Origin of the sequence: Streptomyces sp. NPDC032940 (assembly GCF_040636935.1) — a bacterium.
GTDB lineage: Bacteria > Actinomycetota > Actinomycetes > Streptomycetales > Streptomycetaceae > Streptomyces.
In genome coordinates, this window is sequence record NZ_JBEZVJ010000006.1 from 232,417 (window position 1) to 246,822 (window position 14,406).

General features: G+C 70.6%; 17 protein-coding genes and 3 pseudogenes. 14 read left to right on the forward strand and 6 right to left on the reverse strand.

The genetic code is table 11. From position 1 onward, the window contains the following. Nucleotide 1: 1 nt before the first annotated feature. From AB0E77_RS11200 to AB0E77_RS11215, 4 genes are read left to right on the forward strand one after another with little or no spacing between them, the layout of a single operon-like run. Nucleotides 2-784 carry a hypothetical protein gene (locus tag AB0E77_RS11200; protein WP_361568858.1) on the forward strand — a complete coding sequence of 261 codons (783 nt, stop codon included), beginning with the start codon at nucleotides 2-4 and terminating at the stop codon, nucleotides 782-784. Between the two features lie 12 nt (nucleotides 785-796). Continuing rightward, the gene (locus tag AB0E77_RS11205) at nucleotides 797-1,600 is read left to right on the forward strand and encodes an alpha/beta hydrolase (protein ID WP_361568708.1); all 804 of its coding nucleotides are present in this window, start codon (nucleotides 797-799) and stop codon (nucleotides 1,598-1,600) included. Then, a complete protein-coding gene (locus AB0E77_RS11210; protein ID WP_361568709.1) occupies nucleotides 1,600-2,886 on the forward strand; it encodes a SpoIIE family protein phosphatase in 1,287 nt (428 codons plus the stop codon). The genes AB0E77_RS11205 and AB0E77_RS11210 overlap by 1 nt, the downstream gene beginning before the upstream one ends. Continuing rightward, on the forward strand, nucleotides 2,883-3,218 hold the full coding sequence (locus AB0E77_RS11215) for an STAS domain-containing protein (RefSeq protein ID WP_361568710.1): 336 nt from the start codon (nucleotides 2,883-2,885) through the stop codon (nucleotides 3,216-3,218). The genes AB0E77_RS11210 and AB0E77_RS11215 overlap by 4 nt, the downstream gene beginning before the upstream one ends. A gap of 211 nt (nucleotides 3,219-3,429) precedes the next feature. Here the strand turns inward: AB0E77_RS11215 and AB0E77_RS11220 are convergent, their stop codons facing one another. After that, nucleotides 3,430-3,792 (reverse strand): helix-turn-helix domain-containing protein, encoded by a 363-nt coding sequence (locus tag AB0E77_RS11220; RefSeq protein ID WP_361568712.1) that lies wholly within the window; start codon nucleotides 3,790-3,792, stop codon nucleotides 3,430-3,432. A 167-nt stretch (nucleotides 3,793-3,959) separates the two neighbouring features. On the opposite strand from AB0E77_RS11220, the gene AB0E77_RS11225 reads away from it, so the two are divergent. Beyond that, nucleotides 3,960-4,280 carry an STAS domain-containing protein gene (locus AB0E77_RS11225; protein ID WP_361568860.1) on the forward strand — a complete coding sequence of 107 codons (321 nt, stop codon included), beginning with the start codon at nucleotides 3,960-3,962 and terminating at the stop codon, nucleotides 4,278-4,280. A 42-nt stretch (nucleotides 4,281-4,322) separates the two neighbouring features. Here the strand turns inward: AB0E77_RS11225 and AB0E77_RS11230 are convergent, their stop codons facing one another. Both AB0E77_RS11230 and AB0E77_RS11235 read right to left on the reverse strand, forming a co-directional pair. Then, nucleotides 4,323-5,030, reverse strand: a complete 708-nt coding sequence (locus AB0E77_RS11230; RefSeq protein ID WP_361568713.1) for a 2-phosphosulfolactate phosphatase — start codon at nucleotides 5,028-5,030, stop codon at nucleotides 4,323-4,325. A gap of 70 nt (nucleotides 5,031-5,100) precedes the next feature. Further along, nucleotides 5,101-5,523, reverse strand: a complete 423-nt coding sequence (locus tag AB0E77_RS11235; RefSeq protein WP_361568715.1) for an ATP-binding protein — start codon at nucleotides 5,521-5,523, stop codon at nucleotides 5,101-5,103. Nucleotides 5,524-5,665: 142 nt separating this feature from the next. Between AB0E77_RS11235 and AB0E77_RS11240 the strand changes: the two genes are divergently transcribed. From AB0E77_RS11240 to AB0E77_RS11250, 3 genes are all read left to right on the forward strand, one after another. After that, nucleotides 5,666-6,265, forward strand: a complete 600-nt coding sequence (locus AB0E77_RS11240) for a TetR/AcrR family transcriptional regulator (RefSeq protein WP_361568717.1) — start codon at nucleotides 5,666-5,668, stop codon at nucleotides 6,263-6,265. Nucleotides 6,266-6,332: 67 nt separating this feature from the next. Next, nucleotides 6,333-6,590 carry a histidine phosphatase family protein gene (locus AB0E77_RS11245; RefSeq protein WP_361568719.1) on the forward strand — a complete coding sequence of 86 codons (258 nt, stop codon included), beginning with the start codon at nucleotides 6,333-6,335 and terminating at the stop codon, nucleotides 6,588-6,590. Continuing rightward, nucleotides 6,545-6,979 carry a histidine phosphatase family protein gene (locus AB0E77_RS11250; protein ID WP_361568862.1) on the forward strand — a complete coding sequence of 145 codons (435 nt, stop codon included), beginning with the start codon at nucleotides 6,545-6,547 and terminating at the stop codon, nucleotides 6,977-6,979. Before AB0E77_RS11245 ends, AB0E77_RS11250 begins: the two co-directional genes overlap by 46 nt. Here the strand turns inward: AB0E77_RS11250 and AB0E77_RS11255 are convergent. Continuing rightward, nucleotides 6,970-7,128, reverse strand: a pseudogene (locus tag AB0E77_RS11255) (TetR family transcriptional regulator); the annotation flags it as partial. The gene AB0E77_RS11250 and the pseudogene AB0E77_RS11255 overlap by 10 nt on opposite strands. Before the next feature lie 17 nt (nucleotides 7,129-7,145). Here AB0E77_RS11255 and AB0E77_RS11260 point away from each other — a divergent pair. Beyond that, nucleotides 7,146-7,298, forward strand: a pseudogene (locus tag AB0E77_RS11260) (TetR family transcriptional regulator); the annotation flags it as partial. Between the two features lie 39 nt (nucleotides 7,299-7,337). Here the strand turns inward: AB0E77_RS11260 and AB0E77_RS11265 are convergent. Both AB0E77_RS11265 and AB0E77_RS11270 read right to left on the reverse strand, forming a co-directional pair. Then, nucleotides 7,338-7,806 (reverse strand): annotated as a pseudogene (locus AB0E77_RS11265) (alpha/beta hydrolase fold domain-containing protein); the annotation flags it as partial. Between the two features lie 124 nt (nucleotides 7,807-7,930). Beyond that, nucleotides 7,931-8,968 carry a 2-dehydropantoate 2-reductase gene (locus tag AB0E77_RS11270; RefSeq protein ID WP_361568720.1) on the reverse strand — a complete coding sequence of 346 codons (1,038 nt, stop codon included), beginning with the start codon at nucleotides 8,966-8,968 and terminating at the stop codon, nucleotides 7,931-7,933. A gap of 382 nt (nucleotides 8,969-9,350) precedes the next feature. On the opposite strand from AB0E77_RS11270, the gene AB0E77_RS11275 reads away from it, so the two are divergent. From AB0E77_RS11275 to AB0E77_RS11295, 5 genes are read left to right on the forward strand one after another with little or no spacing between them, the layout of a single operon-like run. Further along, entirely contained in the window at nucleotides 9,351-10,577 is a 1,227-nt protein-coding gene (locus tag AB0E77_RS11275) for an MFS transporter (protein WP_361568724.1), read from the forward strand. A 36-nt stretch (nucleotides 10,578-10,613) separates the two neighbouring features. After that, nucleotides 10,614-11,024, forward strand: coding sequence for a hypothetical protein (locus AB0E77_RS11280; RefSeq protein WP_361568725.1), 411 nt, complete (start codon nucleotides 10,614-10,616; stop codon nucleotides 11,022-11,024). Beyond that, nucleotides 11,021-12,238: an ATP-grasp domain-containing protein gene (locus tag AB0E77_RS11285; RefSeq protein ID WP_361568727.1), complete on the forward strand. Its 1,218-nt coding sequence runs from the start codon at nucleotides 11,021-11,023 to the stop codon at nucleotides 12,236-12,238. The genes AB0E77_RS11280 and AB0E77_RS11285 overlap by 4 nt, the downstream gene beginning before the upstream one ends. Nucleotides 12,239-12,270: 32 nt before the next feature. Further along, the gene (locus tag AB0E77_RS11290; RefSeq protein WP_361568729.1) at nucleotides 12,271-13,440 is read left to right on the forward strand and encodes an ATP-grasp domain-containing protein; all 1,170 of its coding nucleotides are present in this window, start codon (nucleotides 12,271-12,273) and stop codon (nucleotides 13,438-13,440) included. Between the two features lie 2 nt (nucleotides 13,441-13,442). Then, nucleotides 13,443-14,354 carry a hypothetical protein gene (locus tag AB0E77_RS11295; protein ID WP_361568730.1) on the forward strand — a complete coding sequence of 304 codons (912 nt, stop codon included), beginning with the start codon at nucleotides 13,443-13,445 and terminating at the stop codon, nucleotides 14,352-14,354. Nucleotides 14,355-14,406: the final 52 nt, after the last annotated feature.

Consider the following 14,406-nt stretch of genomic DNA (forward strand, 5'->3'; position numbering starts at 1 on the left):
GATGCTCGCCGGCCGTGCCCGCCGGGCCCTGGTCGTCACCGGCGAGACACCGAGCCGCGCGGTGCGGCACGCCCCGTCCGGACCCGGGCAGCTGCGCGACGGGTTCGCGGGCTACACCTTCGGCGACGCGGGAGCCGCAGTCGTCCCGGAGGAGGTGGAGCGGGCGGCACCCCCGACGTGGACACCGAAACACACTCCGCGCACTGGTCCGTCGGCGGCATCTTCGGCGGCGGCCCGCACCATCCGCGCGGCGACGAGCACACGTACTTCCACGGCGACGGCGGCGAACTGCGCGACGTGTTCGAAGCGTCATCTCCCGGTGCCGGTCGCCCACGCGGCGGCGGGGGCCGCTCAAGAGCTGGCCAGGCTGATGGGAGGCGGGGAGCCGCTGCTCACCCGCTACGCCGTGGACCAGCTGGCGTCCTCGGTCGTCCTGGACGTGTCCAGGGCCGCGTCCCGGGGGTGGGCAGGGGGGCCGTACTCTGGCGGACTGCACGACCGCCGTATCGCGCAGGTGGACAGCAGTGTCACGCGGGCATTGCCGTACCGGCGGCATCCGGCCGCGCCGGTGGTTCGTCCGGGGCGAGCATGTGCGGCGAACGCCACGGCAGGACGCTGCCGCCACGGGGCTCCCGGCCATCGCGCCCCACGTGATCCACGTCATGGTTTCCCTCCGCGAGTCGGGAGCACCCGCTCGGTGAGCACGCGCCTTCCGCTGTCCCGAGCGCGATGCCGGCCGTGCCGGCCCAGACCGGGCCGGCACGGGAACAGCGTGCGCGGCTGAGAGAGTGATGGCATGGATATCGAGCGTAGGAACCACGTCACGGTCACGGGCAATCCCTTGGGCCGTACCGTAGTGCTGGCGCACGGCTTCGGGTGCGACCAGAACATGTGGCGGCTGACGGTGCCCGCCCTGGTGGACGACTACCGGGTGGTGCTGTTCGACTACGTCGGCTCCGGCCGCTCCGACCCGGCCGCGTTCTCGCCGGAGCGTTACGCCTCCCTGAGCGGCTACGCCCAGGATGCCGTCGAGGTCTGCGAGGCCCTCGACCTGCGCGACGCCGTGTTCGTGGGGCACTCGGTGAGTGCGATGATCGGAGTGCTGGCCGCCGGGATGGCGCCGGAGCGGATCGGCGCGCTGGTCATGGTCGCTCCGTCCCCGCGCTACATCGACGACGACGGTTACCGGGGCGGGTTCAGTGCCGATGACATCGACGAGCTGCTGGCGTCCCTGGAGGCCAACTACCTGGGCTGGTCGGCAGCCATGGCACCGGTCATCATGGGCAACGCGGACCGTCCCGAGCTCGGTGAGGAACTGAGGAACAGCTTCTGCGCCACGGCCCCGGACATGGCGCACGTCTTCGCGCGGACCACGTTCCTGTCGGACTCGCGGGACGACCTGAAGGGTGTCACGGTGCCGACGCTGGTGCTGGAGTGCACCCAGGACGTGATCGCCCCCAGGGAGGTCGGCTCCTTCGTCCACCGAGCGGTCCCCGGCTCACAACTGGTCACGCTCGAGGCCACCGGGCACTGTCCGCACCTGTCCGCCCCGGAGGCCACCAACGAGGCGATCACCGGCTTCCTGGCGCGCCTGAAGTGATGTGCCGCACCGGGCAGCAGCCCGACCCGCAAGAGCCGGACCACGAGAAGGCACACGACGCCGCATTCGCCGCGCTGCTGGAGGACAGCGCCGAGGAACTCTACGAGAGCGCTCCGTGTGGATACCTGTCCACGCTGATGGACGGCACCATCGCCAAGATCAACTCAACCCTGCTGGGCTGGCTCGGACTGGAGCGGGAGGCGGTGGTGGGCCGGATGCGGTTCACCGACCTGCTGACCGTGGGCGGCAAGCTCTACCACGAGACGCACTTCGCGCCCCTGCTGCGGATGCAGGGCGAGATCAGTGGCATCGCCCTCGAGATCAAACAGACGGACGGCGGCCGCCTACCGGTCCTGGTCTCCTCCGTCGTCAAGCGTGGCAGCACCGGCGAGCCTCTGCTGATCCGGACCAGCGTCTTCGACGCGCGGGACCGCCGTGCCTATGAAGAGGAACTCCTGGGGGCCCGGAAGGCAGCGGAGACGGCGCGGAGAGAGGCGGAGGCCGACCGGGCGCGTCTCCAGGACGCGCTGGCCGTGCTCCAGCAGTCCCTGCTTCCGGCCACCCTGACTCCCGTGCCGGGGGTGGAGGCGGCCGTGCATTACCGCGCCGCGTCCCCCGACCGGTTGGGCGGTGACTTCTACGATCTTTTCCCCATCGACGGCAGGCGCTTCGCCTTCTTCCTCGGTGACGTGTGCGGCAAGGGCCCGCAGGCCGCCGCGGTCACCTCGCTGACGCGTTACACCCTGCGTGCCGCAGCCCTGCACGACCCGGATCCCGTCTCTGCCCTGACGACCCTGAACAACGTGCTCCACGAGCGCTACACGCGCGGCGATCCGCGCTACTGCACCGTCATCTTCGGCGTCCTCGAACCCGACCCCGCCACCAGGCAGGTGAGCGTCCGCATCGCCTCGGGCGGGCATCCCCCGGCCGTCGTCCTGCGCGCGGACGGCACGGCCGACTTCCTGCCCACCCCCGGAGGCCTGCTCGTCGGCATCCTGCCCGGGGCGGCCTTCACCACCGCCACGACCGTCCTCGGCCGTGGCGACACCCTGCTGCTGTACACCGACGGCCTCACTGAAGCGCGCACCGGTGACGACCGCGCCGCGCTTTTCGGGGACGATGCCCTGCTCGGATTCGTCACCCGTCACGCCGGCGCTTCCCCCCAGGCCGTGATCAAGGCTCTGACCGGTCTCCTCGACGACTTCGGCGACGGCCTCGACGACGACACCGCCTTGCTCGCCCTCGGCGTTCCCGCCACCGAACCCGAGACCAGAACCACCGCATGAGCCCGTTGAAGATCACTACCCGAGACGCCCCCGCAGGTCCCGTTCTGGAGATTCTCGGAGACCTCGACTACGAGACGGCGGGCCGCCTGCGCGACCTGCTCCCCGGACTCGCCCTACGGCCGGGGCAGTGCCTCGTCCTGGACCTGGCGGGCTTGACGTTCTGCGACTCCAGCGGCATCACCGCCCTGATCGTCGTCCGCAATCACGCCCAAGCCGCCCAGGCCGACGTCGCGCTCGCCGCTGTCCCCGACCACATCCTGCGCGTGCTGCGCATAGTCGGCCTGGACCAGATCTTTCCTCTGCTGCCCGACGGCCGGACCGCTTGGCACTGATCCATCAGGGCCGGAGACTCCCGCCCGGTCCCGGACCGAGCTCATCAGGCCGGGAGGCGACGGCAGTAAGGCCGGTCCGGGGGCACTCGCAGACGGAGAAGGGCTCCGACATCTGGTGAGGTCGGAGCGCCCCTTCGCCTTCCACCGTGGCCGGTGTGGCATGGACGGCGGACAGGCTGAACCCAGGCGCGCGACGGGGTCCGAGTTGCTTCTACCGCGCATCGCCGGCATCGACCAGGCGGGACGGCCGGACGTCGGGCTTCCGCCCGCGGTCGGTCTCGTCCTGGACGAGCAGGGAGAGCAGTGCGGCCACCGTCAGCCCGGCCTCCGCCGGGTGACGCAGGACCTTGTCCGGCTCGATGCGGTACGTGTTGGTGCGTCCGTCACGGGTGTGGGAGAGATAGCCGTCCTGCTCGAGATCGGAGATGATCCGCTGGACGGCGCGCTCGGTGAGCCGGCAGTGGGCGGCCATGTCACGGATGCGGATATTCGGATTGTCGGCGATGGTCGCCAGCACGCGCGCGTGGTTCGTGACGAACGTCCATCCGGTGTGAGATCCAGGCACTTCAACCATGCACAGCATTTTAGAGACCGGCTTTGCCGGACGTCTAATGCATGACATACTTTTCGCGCAACGGATGGCAGGATTCGGCGGGGGAGACACAGGAGGGCCCGAGGGTGTTCACGGATGACGCGGTCATGGGGCGCTCGACCGTCACCGACGGGAGTGGTCCGCAGGTCATGAGCGAGGGCATGGTGGTGCAGTACGAGAGGTGCGGTGCCTGGGTGGTCTGCGCACGAGGCGCATACGACATGAACACGATCACACCCCTGGCGGACGCGCTGGACACCGCCGTCAAGCAGCATCCGAAGGTGGTCCTGGACGCCTCCGGCATCACCTTCGGGGATTCGACCCTGCTGAATCTACTGATCCTCACCCACCAGAACGCCGACTTCCGGGTGGCCGCCCCGGCACAGCAGCTGATCCGGCTCCTGGAACTCACCGGAGTCGACGCCGTCCTGACGGTACGGGCGACGGTGGAGGAAGCTGCGGCCTGCTGAGGCGTGAGCGGCCCGCCGCGCCTGGGCAGGCGGGCCGCGCGGTCAGGCCGCGGCCCCCTCGCCCGGCCAGGGTGCAAGGGCGGCGAGCGGGCGCAGGACCATGAGCGAGTCCTCCGGGGCCGCCACCATGGCGAAGGGGAAGCTGTCGAGCTCGAGGCAGAGGGCGACGTCGTCCGGATGGGCTCCCTCGCGCACCCCCTGCTCCAGTTCGGTGGCCGCCCGCGACGTGCCGGCGCGGCGGAGGAACTCGCCGGCGTCCGTCGCGGCCCCGTCGGCCCTGCGGGCGATGTACTGGGCGCACGCCAGATCCTCCTCGGCCCGCCCGTCCTCGCCGGTGACCACGAAGGTGACACGGTCGCACCCGCGCGTCCGCAGGACCCGGGCCGTCGCCTCCGCCACGACGAAGCCGGCGCACAGCACGAGCGACGCCTCCCTGACCGCGAGGGCACCGACCGTGCCCGCGGTCGTCTTCTGCACGACGGTCCGTCCGCCGAGGTCGGCCGACCGAAGCAGGCCCGGTGAGTTGACGGCGTCGAAGCCGGGAGCGGGCGCACCGTCCTTGAGTGCGACCCAGTCCGGGTGGCGGGCCTTGAGCGTCAGGGCCTCATCGAGCGACCCGGCGAGAACGATCTTCTCCGCCCCTCGGGCGAAGGCCCAGGCGGCCACCGTGTAGGCACGCATGACGTCGACCACGACCGCCACGGACGGGGTGTCGGTCAGTTCGGCGATGCCGAGGTATCGAGCGTCCATCGGCTCATGATCGCGCACGCCCGGCCAGCAGCCCCCGGGCAGTGACGGGCATCACAACTGCCGCCGATTCCTAGCCTGTCGAGGAAGCGCCCTGCGGATCTGCGTCCTCGGGTGTGGTGGGCGGGCGGAAGCAGGCGATGACCGTCTTGCCGTCCTGGCACGGCCGGGCCTCCCACTCGTCCGCCAGCGCGTCGACGAGGAACATCCCCCGTCCGCCCAGGCGTTGACCGCTCGGCGGACGCGTCCTCGGCAGCTCGCTGGAGCCGTCCCGCACGGCCACGTGCAGACACCGGCCGTCCCACGTCATCACCAACTGCGCCTGGGAGTGCGCGTGGACGTGGGCGTTCGTGACCAGTTCGGAGACGGTGATCAGCACGGCGTCCACCGTCTGCGGCGCGCTGTCGCTCCAGTCGAGCGTCTCCAGGTGCCCGAGCGCCCAGTCACGCGCCGCCTTCGGAGTGCTCCGCAGGGGCAGTGAACGCGCCCAACCCACAGCACGTAGCGACGATTCCTCCACGGCGGCAACCCCCAAGCTGGACGACACTCCCCAACGGGTATCCCCGCAGCGCCGGGTGAAGCGGACGGGTTCGGCGAAGCCTTGTCGAGCAATGCTCAACAAGCTAGGGTCGGCGACCATGACCGCGAAGACCGAGCCGGCACGCGTGCGGCTGAGGCCGGAAGAACGGCGGACGCAGCTGATCGGCATCGGTCTGCGCCTGCTCACCACCCGGCCCATCCACGAGATGTCCATCGACGAGGTGGCCGCCGAGGCGGGCATCTCCCGGGGCCTGCTCTTCCACTACTTCCCGACCAAGCGCGACTACTACGTCGCGGTGGTCCGGGCCGGCGGGGACCGGCTGCTCCTGCACGCCAGGGCGCCGGAGGCGGGAACGCCGGCGCAGCGGGTGCGCGGCATCGCCGACGGCTTCGTGTCGTTCGTGCAGCGGCGCAAGGACAACTACGTGGCCGTGGTGCGCGCCGCGGCCGGCGGCGACGAACGGGTGCTGGAGGTCTTCGAGGAGACCCGCGGCGTCCTGGCCGACCGGGTGCTGGAGGCGGCGGGGGTCCACGCCCCGACGCCACTGCACCGGCTGGCCGTCCGGGGCTGGCTGGCCATGGCGGAGGAGATGGCGGTCGGCGCCACCGACCCGGTCGTCACCACGACGGAGCTCGTCGACCTGCTCGTGGCCGGCCTGGAGCAGGTCATGGACCGGTTCGCCGGCGCGCGCCGCTGACGCCCGGCGGCCCCGCACCGCGATCCGGCCGGCGGCCGGCCCCCCACGAAAGGACGGACGTACCACCGTGCCCCTCATCTGCCTCGTACGTCACGGCCAGGCCTCCGCCACGGCCGAGGACTACGACGTCCTGTCCGACCTCGGCCGGACCCAGGCGGCCGTCGTCGGCCGGGAACTGGCGCGCCGGGGCCTGCGCGACCCGCTCCTCGTCTCGGGCACGCTCAACGGCCAGCGCGACACGGCCGTCTCCTCGCGGAGGCGGCCGGGTACACGCGGCCGCTGCACCAGGACCCCCGCTGGAACGAGTACGACCACCTGGCCCTGACGGCCCGCTACGCCCCCGCGTCCCCACAGTCCCGGTCGCTGCAGGACCTGCTCGACCACGCCCTGCTGGGATGGATGCGGGACTTCGGGGCGACCGACGTCGAGACGTGGACCGCGTTCCGCGCACGCGCCGCCGCCGCACTGGCCGGCCTGACCGCCTCGCTCGGCCGGGGCCGCGACGCCGTCGTCGTCACCTCGGGCGGCCTGCTCGCCGCCCTGTGCGGCGCGCTGCTCTCCCTGCCCCACGAGAGTGTCGTCGCGCTGAACCGCGTGACCGTCAACGCCTCCGTCACCACCCTTGCCGCGGGCGCCTCCGGGACCACGCTGCTGACCTTCAACGAGCACGCCCACTTCGCCGGTGACGGACGCGCCATGCTCACCTACCGCTGAGCGCTCTGCGCGAGCGCCGGGAAGGCGTCGAACAGCGCGTGGACGGCCGCCTGGACCTGGGCGGCCACGACCTCGGGGGAGGAGGTGTCGAGCTTGCCGTCGAGGTGGAGGAAGGCCAGGCCGTGGACGAGGGCCCACACCGTGGTGGACGACAGCGGAGATGGTCGCCCTGGACCACCCGGCGCTGGTCCGGGCCATGTTCGCCGAGCCGTGCGATCCGGCCAACGCGGACCGGGTCGCCGCCACCGCCGCCATCTCGGAGTACGTCCACGGCATCGTCCGGTCCGTCTTCCCCGGGGTGGACGCGGACGCCCTGTCCGTAGGTCATCACCGGATGTGAACCTTGCGCGAGGTTCGGTCAGTCGTCGTGGAGGGCAGTCCTGAGCGCGTCGACGGTGAGCTTGCGGGCGACATCGGCGGCCCGCGAGTCGCGCAGACTGTCCGGCAGAAGGAAGTCGTGGACCATGCTGGCCACCCGCACCGAGGTGACGTCCATGCCGGCCTCGCGGAGCTTGTTGGCGTACTGCTCGCCCTCGTCGCGCAGCACGTCGGCCTCGTCGGTGATGACCAGGGTGGTGGGCAGCCCGCGGGGCTGGTCGAGGGGCCGCCTGGAGCGGGGAGGATAAGAACCTGCGCCTTGAGGTCGATGCCGCCGCGGTCCTTGTTCATCGGTGCGAACACCGCGGACATGAAGCCGCCGACCGACTCGCCGGTGACGGCGACGCGGGAGGTGTCCAGCCCGTGCTCCGCGCCGTGCTCCATGACCACTGGCCCACGGCATGGTTCTGCTCGACCTGGGTCGGGTACTTCGCCTCTGGTGGCTGATCGGTGAGGACCTGACGGTGAGCTGTTCTGCGATTCGCGCGTGACGTGCGGCTGGCCAGTCGTAAACCGGTGAAGATCAATGACTCGCATGAGTCGGTCGCGGCCGCCCTGCGTCCCACGGGTCGGTCAGGAAGCCCGGCGGGCGGAGGTGAGCTCGGCGAGCAGATCCGGGCCCGTCCAGGCGCGGCGGCGGCCTGGCGGTGCTGTCTCGGCCTCGCGCACCAGGTGCACGACGCGGGCCGAGACGGGCGCGGGCAGGGCGTGCCGCGCGGCCATGGTGACGATCTCGCCCTGCAAATGGTCGATCTCCGTGGCGCGCCCCCGTTCGAGGTCCTCCCACATGGAGGAGCGGGCGTGGGCGTCGATGGCCAGGGTGCGCCCGGCGACGCGACGGAAGACGCCGTCCGGGAGCCGTAGCAGATGAGGAGTGAGGGCGGGCGGGATCGGCGTGAGGCGCGCCGGGGTGATGTCCTCGGCTCGGAAGGCGGCCAGGGCCTCGGCCTGACACAGTGCCAGGCACCTTCTGAAGGAGCGCTGCGCGAGCTGCCGGCGCAGCGGTTGTCCGGACAGCGCGTTGAGGGCGTTGTTCAGGTTCATCAACAGCTTGGCGTACTGCACCCCCCGCATGTCCGCGTGCGCGCGCACGGCCAGCCCGGCCCGGCCCAGCGCCGAGGCGAGGACGCGGGCCGCGGGCGTGTCGTCCAGCATCAGGGAGCCGCCGCTGCCCTGATGGAAGTGCCCGGGCTCGGTCTGCACCACGTTGTAGGGGACCATCCCGGCCAGCACGATGTGCTCCGGCAGTGCCCGGCGCAGCAGTTCGGTGTTGTGCACTCCGTTCTGGAAGCTGCACACCACCGTGCGTTCGCCCAGGTGCGGGGCGAGATCGCGGGCCGCGGTGAGGGTGTCGGCGGATTTCACGGTGATCAGCACGATGTCGGCGTCCGCGGCCGCGTCCGCGCCTGTCGCGGTGCGCAGCGCGATCGGGGGCACCCGGTGGGCCGGTGCCCCGCTTCTGGTCAGGGTCAGTCCCTTGTCCCGCAGTACGGTCATTGCCGAGGGGCGTCCGATCAGCGTCACGTCGGCCACGGCGGCGAGGCGCCCGCCGAGGTAACAGCCGATGCTGCCGGCTCCCAGGATCGCTATGCGCGGCGGCGTGGAACTCACAGGCTGGCCTTCCTTTCGGTCGATGGTTCACGTCGGAGTGTGGCAGTACCGCATGCGTCACCCCGCGCGTCGGGCCGAGGCGGCGGTCTCGTCGCCGCCGTCCGCGAGGTCGTCGTCGGTGGGTCGACTCCCCGTTCCGGAGGAACCCGCGTGGGAATTGCGTCGAGATCAGCGACTTGGTGGCGGGACCGACGTGTGTCACAAATCGCCGTCATACTCCATGGCATCCCGGGACGTCACGAACCGGACATCCGAGGGAGAATATCTGAGTACGGGTCAATTCCCCTTGCAAATAGACCCATTGATCAACGAACTGGTGTGCCCTAGGATGGCTCGTCGAGCAGCCGGTCCGTCACACACACGCGACGAAAATGCATGCGGCATGGCGCTTGAGGGTTCGACTCGCAACGATCCGGACGACGCCAGGGAGTTCAAGTCTGTGAGAGACCCGCTCCGCGTCATCGTCACGGCATCGATGATGGCCACCCTCGCGAACTGGCAGCTGGGGATCGTCGTCCCGCTCGTCGTGCTCGACCAGTCGAATTCCCCGATGATCGCGCTGCTCACTTTCGCCCTGCGCGGAGCCGCGTACGCCGTGTCGCCTCTGCTGGGCGCCGTGATCGACCGGTTCGACCAGCGCGCCGTATTCGTGCTGGCGCAGTTCCAGCAGGCCGCCTGCATTGTGCTGCTGGCGTTCACGAAGAACAGCTGGGTGGGCGGCGCACTCCTGCTGTTCTCGGGCGTGGGAGCCGTGGCGACCACGATCACCAGCCAATTCGTCCTGGTGCCGAAGTTCATCAAGCCCGAGGGCAGAGACACGGCGGTCGCCAAACTGATGTCGGCGCTGGAACTGACCAGGGTCGTCGGCCTGCTGCTCGGCGGGGCGCTCATGTCGTGGCGGGGCCCGATGTTCTCCCTCCTGGCGGTCGTCGCGCTGTACGTCGTCGCAGGGGTGTTCTCCCTGCAATTGCCGAAAACCGTCACTCCCGCGTCCCGTGAAGGCGTTTTCGCCGGCCTGGGGCTCGGATTCCGATGGCTCGCCAAACCGGATCTGCTGTGGCTCGTGGTCACCATGGCCGCCGTCAACCTGTCCATAGGACAGCTCGAGGCCGTCCTGGTGACCGTGTTCGACCAGGAGGGTCTCACCGCGATCATCGCGTCCTGCCTGCTCGCGGTCGGCCTGGCGACGAGCGCGCTGGCGAGCCGCCTGACGCCTGCTCTGCTGCCCTCCTGGACCGCGGAGAAGCGCATTCTCCTGAGCCAGTCCGTGGTGCTCGCCGCCATGTGCCTCATCGCCGCCCCGCCGGTTCCGTTGAAGGCACTGGGCTACATCGTTCTCTCCTTCGCGACCGGGTTCAACAATGTCGTCTCGATCACCTATCGGCAGAATCTGATACCGATAGACATCGCGGGACGGGTCAATTCGGTCGTCAGGATGATCATCACCGGCACGGTGCCGCTCTCCGGATTCCTCTACGCGGGGGCGAGCCATTTCGACGGAGTGGTGTTCTGGCTGCCCGCTCTGGCCATTCTCGGCGCCGCGGTCGCCGCCTGGAGTGTGCACACCTTCCGCTCCGCGGCGCAGCCGGCCGCGTCTGTCACCGAATGAGTTCCGTCCGAACGACGTGAAGGGGGAGTCGTCCGCATGGCCGCCAACGGCAGTGATTCCGAGGAACCGGGCCCGTCGCTCGTCATCATCGAGGCGAGCATCGAAACCGCCGAGGCGGCATACGCGCTCGGCTATCACGCGATCTTCGTGCAGTCGCCCGGCGGACCGGTGCAGGAATTGCTCGACGACCACGCACTGCTTCACCCCGTGGAACTCGACGGCAAGGATTTCCCGGATTTCGTCGACCGGGTCCTGCGCCCCCTGGCACCGGCGGCCGCCGTCGCGCTCGACGGAGCCGGCGAGGACTCGGCCGACGCCGTGAACGGGATTCTCGGCATCCCCGCGGCCGCAGCCGCGGAGCACCGTGCCCGCCTGCGGGCCACCAGAGGTGAAACGGAAGGACGGGTACCGGTAATGACGGATCGGCTCGGGGAAGTACGGCAGTGAAAGAACAGGCACTGTTCATCAACTTCCACCCCTACACCGCCTTCCACCGGCACGGCAGGTCCGTGCTCCCGACCGCGGAGGTGGACATCCACCTGGTCACCCGCAACCGCGCCTTCGGCGGTGTGCAGGGAGTGGAGCCGAAGGACTTCGCACGGGTCACGGTGGTCGACGCCCGCTACGAGGAGCAGTGGCGCGCGGCGTGCGCGTGGGCGCTCGACACCCGGCCCATCACCCGTGTCATGGCTGTCCACGAGCGCGCGGTGCTCTTCGCCGCCGAACTGCGCACCCGCTACGGTCTGGACGGCATCGACTTCGAGACCGCGAACCGGTTCCGGGACAAGGTGGCGATGAAACGGGCCGTTCTCGCGGCGGACGCCGCGCGGGTACCGGACTTCGCACCGCTCGACGGCCCGGAGGACCTCGCCGCCCTCGACCAGAGCCCGGGAAAGTGGGTCATCAAGAGCCGCTGGGGCCTCGGGGCGAGCGAGGTCCACGTCGTGGACTCGCTGGACGCCGCACGGCGGGTCTGCGACCGCATGGACCTCGGCGCGTCACAGTACGAGATCGAAAGGTTCGTCGAAGGGGACATCTACCACTGCGACGCCGTCGTCCAGGACGGCGAGGTCGTCTTCGTCAACGTCGGCGAGTACACGCACAACCCGGCCGACTACGCACCCGGAACCCCTTTCGGCACGGTGACCGTCCTCGACGGCGATCTGTACCGGCGCATCCTGGCCCTCAACGTGCGGGTGCTCCGCGCCCTCGGCCTGAAGGACGGCGTGACCCACCTGGAGCTGTTCCACACGCCCGACGACGACCTGGTCTTCTGCGAGGTCGCCGGCAGGCCGCCGGGCGGCATCATCCCGCCGGTGATCGAGGCCCAGTTCGGCATCAACATGGTCGAGGCATCCCTCCGGCAGCAGGCCGGCCTGGCCCCGGACCTGCCCGCGAGCCGCCCCGACCACCCCGACGGCGTCTGCGGGTTCGTGGCGTTCTACCCGAAGAGCGGGCCGACGCCCGGCATCTCCGCCGCACTGCGCAAGGAGCTCGGCGTCGTCGAGCACCTCCACAACGGCGCGGCCGGCGACGGACGCGGAGGAGTCCGGCACTCCACGGACTTCCTGGACTCCTACGTCGTCAGGGCGCCGGACGAGACCACCCTCCGACGCCGCCTCCACGACATCGAGCACGAGTACGGCAAGAGCGCCCGCTGAGGCTTCCCGTCCACCGAACGAAGGGATCCCGAGTGCTGGTCGTAGTCGGCGCATCCGACAACATCGCACGGATCGCCCAACAACTCGAAGAGCACGTCGTCTTCGTGGACCGGCACGGAACCCGGCGCGGCGGTGGCACCGCGGACACCGCCGCCCGCACGGAGTCCTTCACCGTCGACCTCGACGACGAGTCGGCGCTGGCCGCATTCGCGGACGACGTCCTGCGACCGCGCGCTCCCCGTGCCGTCGTGTCGGTCACCGAGCACGGCCTGCTGCCGGCCGCCGTGCTGTCCGCGAGGCTCGGCACCCCGGGCACACCTCCCGACGTGGTGCGTGCGACCCGGGACAAGCGGCTCATGCGGGAGGTGCTGCGCGCCAAGGCACCGCACCTGACCGTCGCCCACGCCGACGCCCGCGACGTCGAGCGCGTCACCGCTCTGCTCGCGGACCGTGGCAAGGCGGTCGTCAAGCCGGCCGACGGCACCGGCAGCGCCGGCGTCACCGTGATCCGCACACCGGACGAACTGCCGTCGCCCCCCGGTCACGGAGCCTTCGTCGTCGAGGAGTTCGCGGACGGGGACGAGTACAGCGTGGAGTCCTTCTCCACGGACGGCCGGCACGACATCATCGCCGTCGCGGAGAAGGGGACCGACGGGTTCGTCGAGGTCAGCCACCTGATGCCGCCCCTGCTGCCGCCGCACCGGGCCGAACTGATCGAGCGGGCGGTGCGGGAGCTGCTCGACGCCCTCGGACTGGAGAACGGGCCGGCTCACACCGAGGTCAAGCTGTCCGGCGACACCGTCAAGGTCATCGAGACCCACAACCGGCCCGGCGGGGGAAGCATCGCGGACCTCGTCACCATCGTCACCGGCGTCGACTGGCGGGCCGCCGCCCTGGGCTGGCCGCTGGGCGTACGGCCGGCCGCGACGAAGCCGCACGCGGCCGCCGCCGCGACCGTCTTCTTCACCGCTCCGCCCGGCCGCATCGGCCGGGTGCTCGACGCCCCGCCCGACCTGCCGGGCGTGACGGTCGAGTACTGGCACATCGACGCGAGTCCCGGCGACATGGTGGGCGAGCTGCGCAGTTCCGCCGACCGACTGGGCATGGCGGTGCTGTCCGCGCCGTCCGCCGAGGCCTGCCGCCAGGGCGTCCAGACCTTGCGCACCCACACCGTGATCGCTACCGAAGGCGTGGCACCGTGACCATGGACAGCACACCGCAGACCGAAGGCCGTGCATCAGAGGCGGAGGGCCGTGGTCTCCACCTCTCCTTCCTCGGCATCGACGGTATCGGCAAGACCACGCTGGCCGAGCACCTGACCGCGGAGCTCCGCGCACGGAACGTGACCGTGACCCCGGTCTCCTGGCGGAGCACACTCGACGCCGAGCTGCCCACGTGGCCGCAGGAGGCCCTGCGCACCCTGTGGATGGACACCTACCGGCTGCTCTTCGGCGGCGCGGTCCATCAGGGCCGGCCGGTGTCCCTGCCGGAGCGGTACGCGGACTGGCAGTCCGAGCGGTCCGAGGACCGGCTCGGCGAGCTCCGGGCCACGGCCTCCTCGCCCAGCGGTCCGCTCGCCGCAGCGTTCGTCGAGTTCGCCGGCAACCTCGTCCTGCACGCCGAGGTCATCCGCCCCGCGCTGCGACGCGGTGAGGTGGTGATCCAGGAGACGTTCCCCTACAAGCACGTACTCAAGGAGTACCTGCTCGCCCGGGAACTCGCCCAGGGCACGGAGGCCACTCCCTACGAGTCCACCGAGATCGACTTCCTGTTCGGTCCCCTCGAGGAGTCCTTCGGCAGCGGCACACTCAGCCCGGACCTGGGTGTCCTGCTCGACGGCCCCATCGAGCTCGCCCTCCGGAGGAGGCTCCGGCAGTCGGGCGCGGTCGGCGTCCTGGAAGACCTGCGGACGGCGGGCCGTCACGGCGACGAGGGGTTCGTCGCCCTCCAGTCCGCCTCGGCACGCCGCTTCGAGGCGTTCGCCCGGAAGTACGACTGGAGCGTTCTCACCGTCGAGGACGCACCCGTGGAGGTGAACGTCCGGCGCGGCGTCGACCTGCTGCTCTCGCGGATCGCCGAGATGCGGCCGTCCTGGGGGCTCGAGCGGACCCGGTGACGGGGCCCCGGCGCGGGTGGAAGACACAGACATGGATCCGGCAGAGAGGCTG

What these genes read in the sequence shown, in the direction of transcription:
- AB0E77_RS11200 (WP_361568858.1), top strand. Translation starts at nt 2, where the DNA reads ATGCTCGCCGGCCGTGCCCGCCGGGCCCTGGTCGTCACCGGCGAGACA.
- AB0E77_RS11295 (WP_361568730.1), top strand. Translation starts at nt 13,443, where the DNA reads ATGGACAGCACACCGCAGACCGAAGGCCGTGCATCAGAGGCGGAGGGC.
- AB0E77_RS11205 (WP_361568708.1), top strand. Translation starts at nt 797, where the DNA reads ATGGATATCGAGCGTAGGAACCACGTCACGGTCACGGGCAATCCCTTG.
- AB0E77_RS11280 (WP_361568725.1), top strand. Translation starts at nt 10,614, where the DNA reads ATGGCCGCCAACGGCAGTGATTCCGAGGAACCGGGCCCGTCGCTCGTC.
- AB0E77_RS11210 (WP_361568709.1), top strand. Translation starts at nt 1,600, where the DNA reads ATGTGCCGCACCGGGCAGCAGCCCGACCCGCAAGAGCCGGACCACGAG.
- AB0E77_RS11220 (WP_361568712.1), bottom strand. Translation starts at nt 3,792, where the DNA reads ATGGTTGAAGTGCCTGGATCTCACACCGGATGGACGTTCGTCACGAAC.
- AB0E77_RS11215 (WP_361568710.1), top strand. Translation starts at nt 2,883, where the DNA reads ATGAGCCCGTTGAAGATCACTACCCGAGACGCCCCCGCAGGTCCCGTT.
- AB0E77_RS11225 (WP_361568860.1), top strand. Translation starts at nt 3,960, where the DNA reads ATGAGCGAGGGCATGGTGGTGCAGTACGAGAGGTGCGGTGCCTGGGTG.
- AB0E77_RS11240 (WP_361568717.1), top strand. Translation starts at nt 5,666, where the DNA reads ATGACCGCGAAGACCGAGCCGGCACGCGTGCGGCTGAGGCCGGAAGAA.
- AB0E77_RS11275 (WP_361568724.1), top strand. Translation starts at nt 9,351, where the DNA reads ATGGCGCTTGAGGGTTCGACTCGCAACGATCCGGACGACGCCAGGGAG.
- AB0E77_RS11230 (WP_361568713.1), bottom strand. Translation starts at nt 5,030, where the DNA reads ATGGACGCTCGATACCTCGGCATCGCCGAACTGACCGACACCCCGTCC.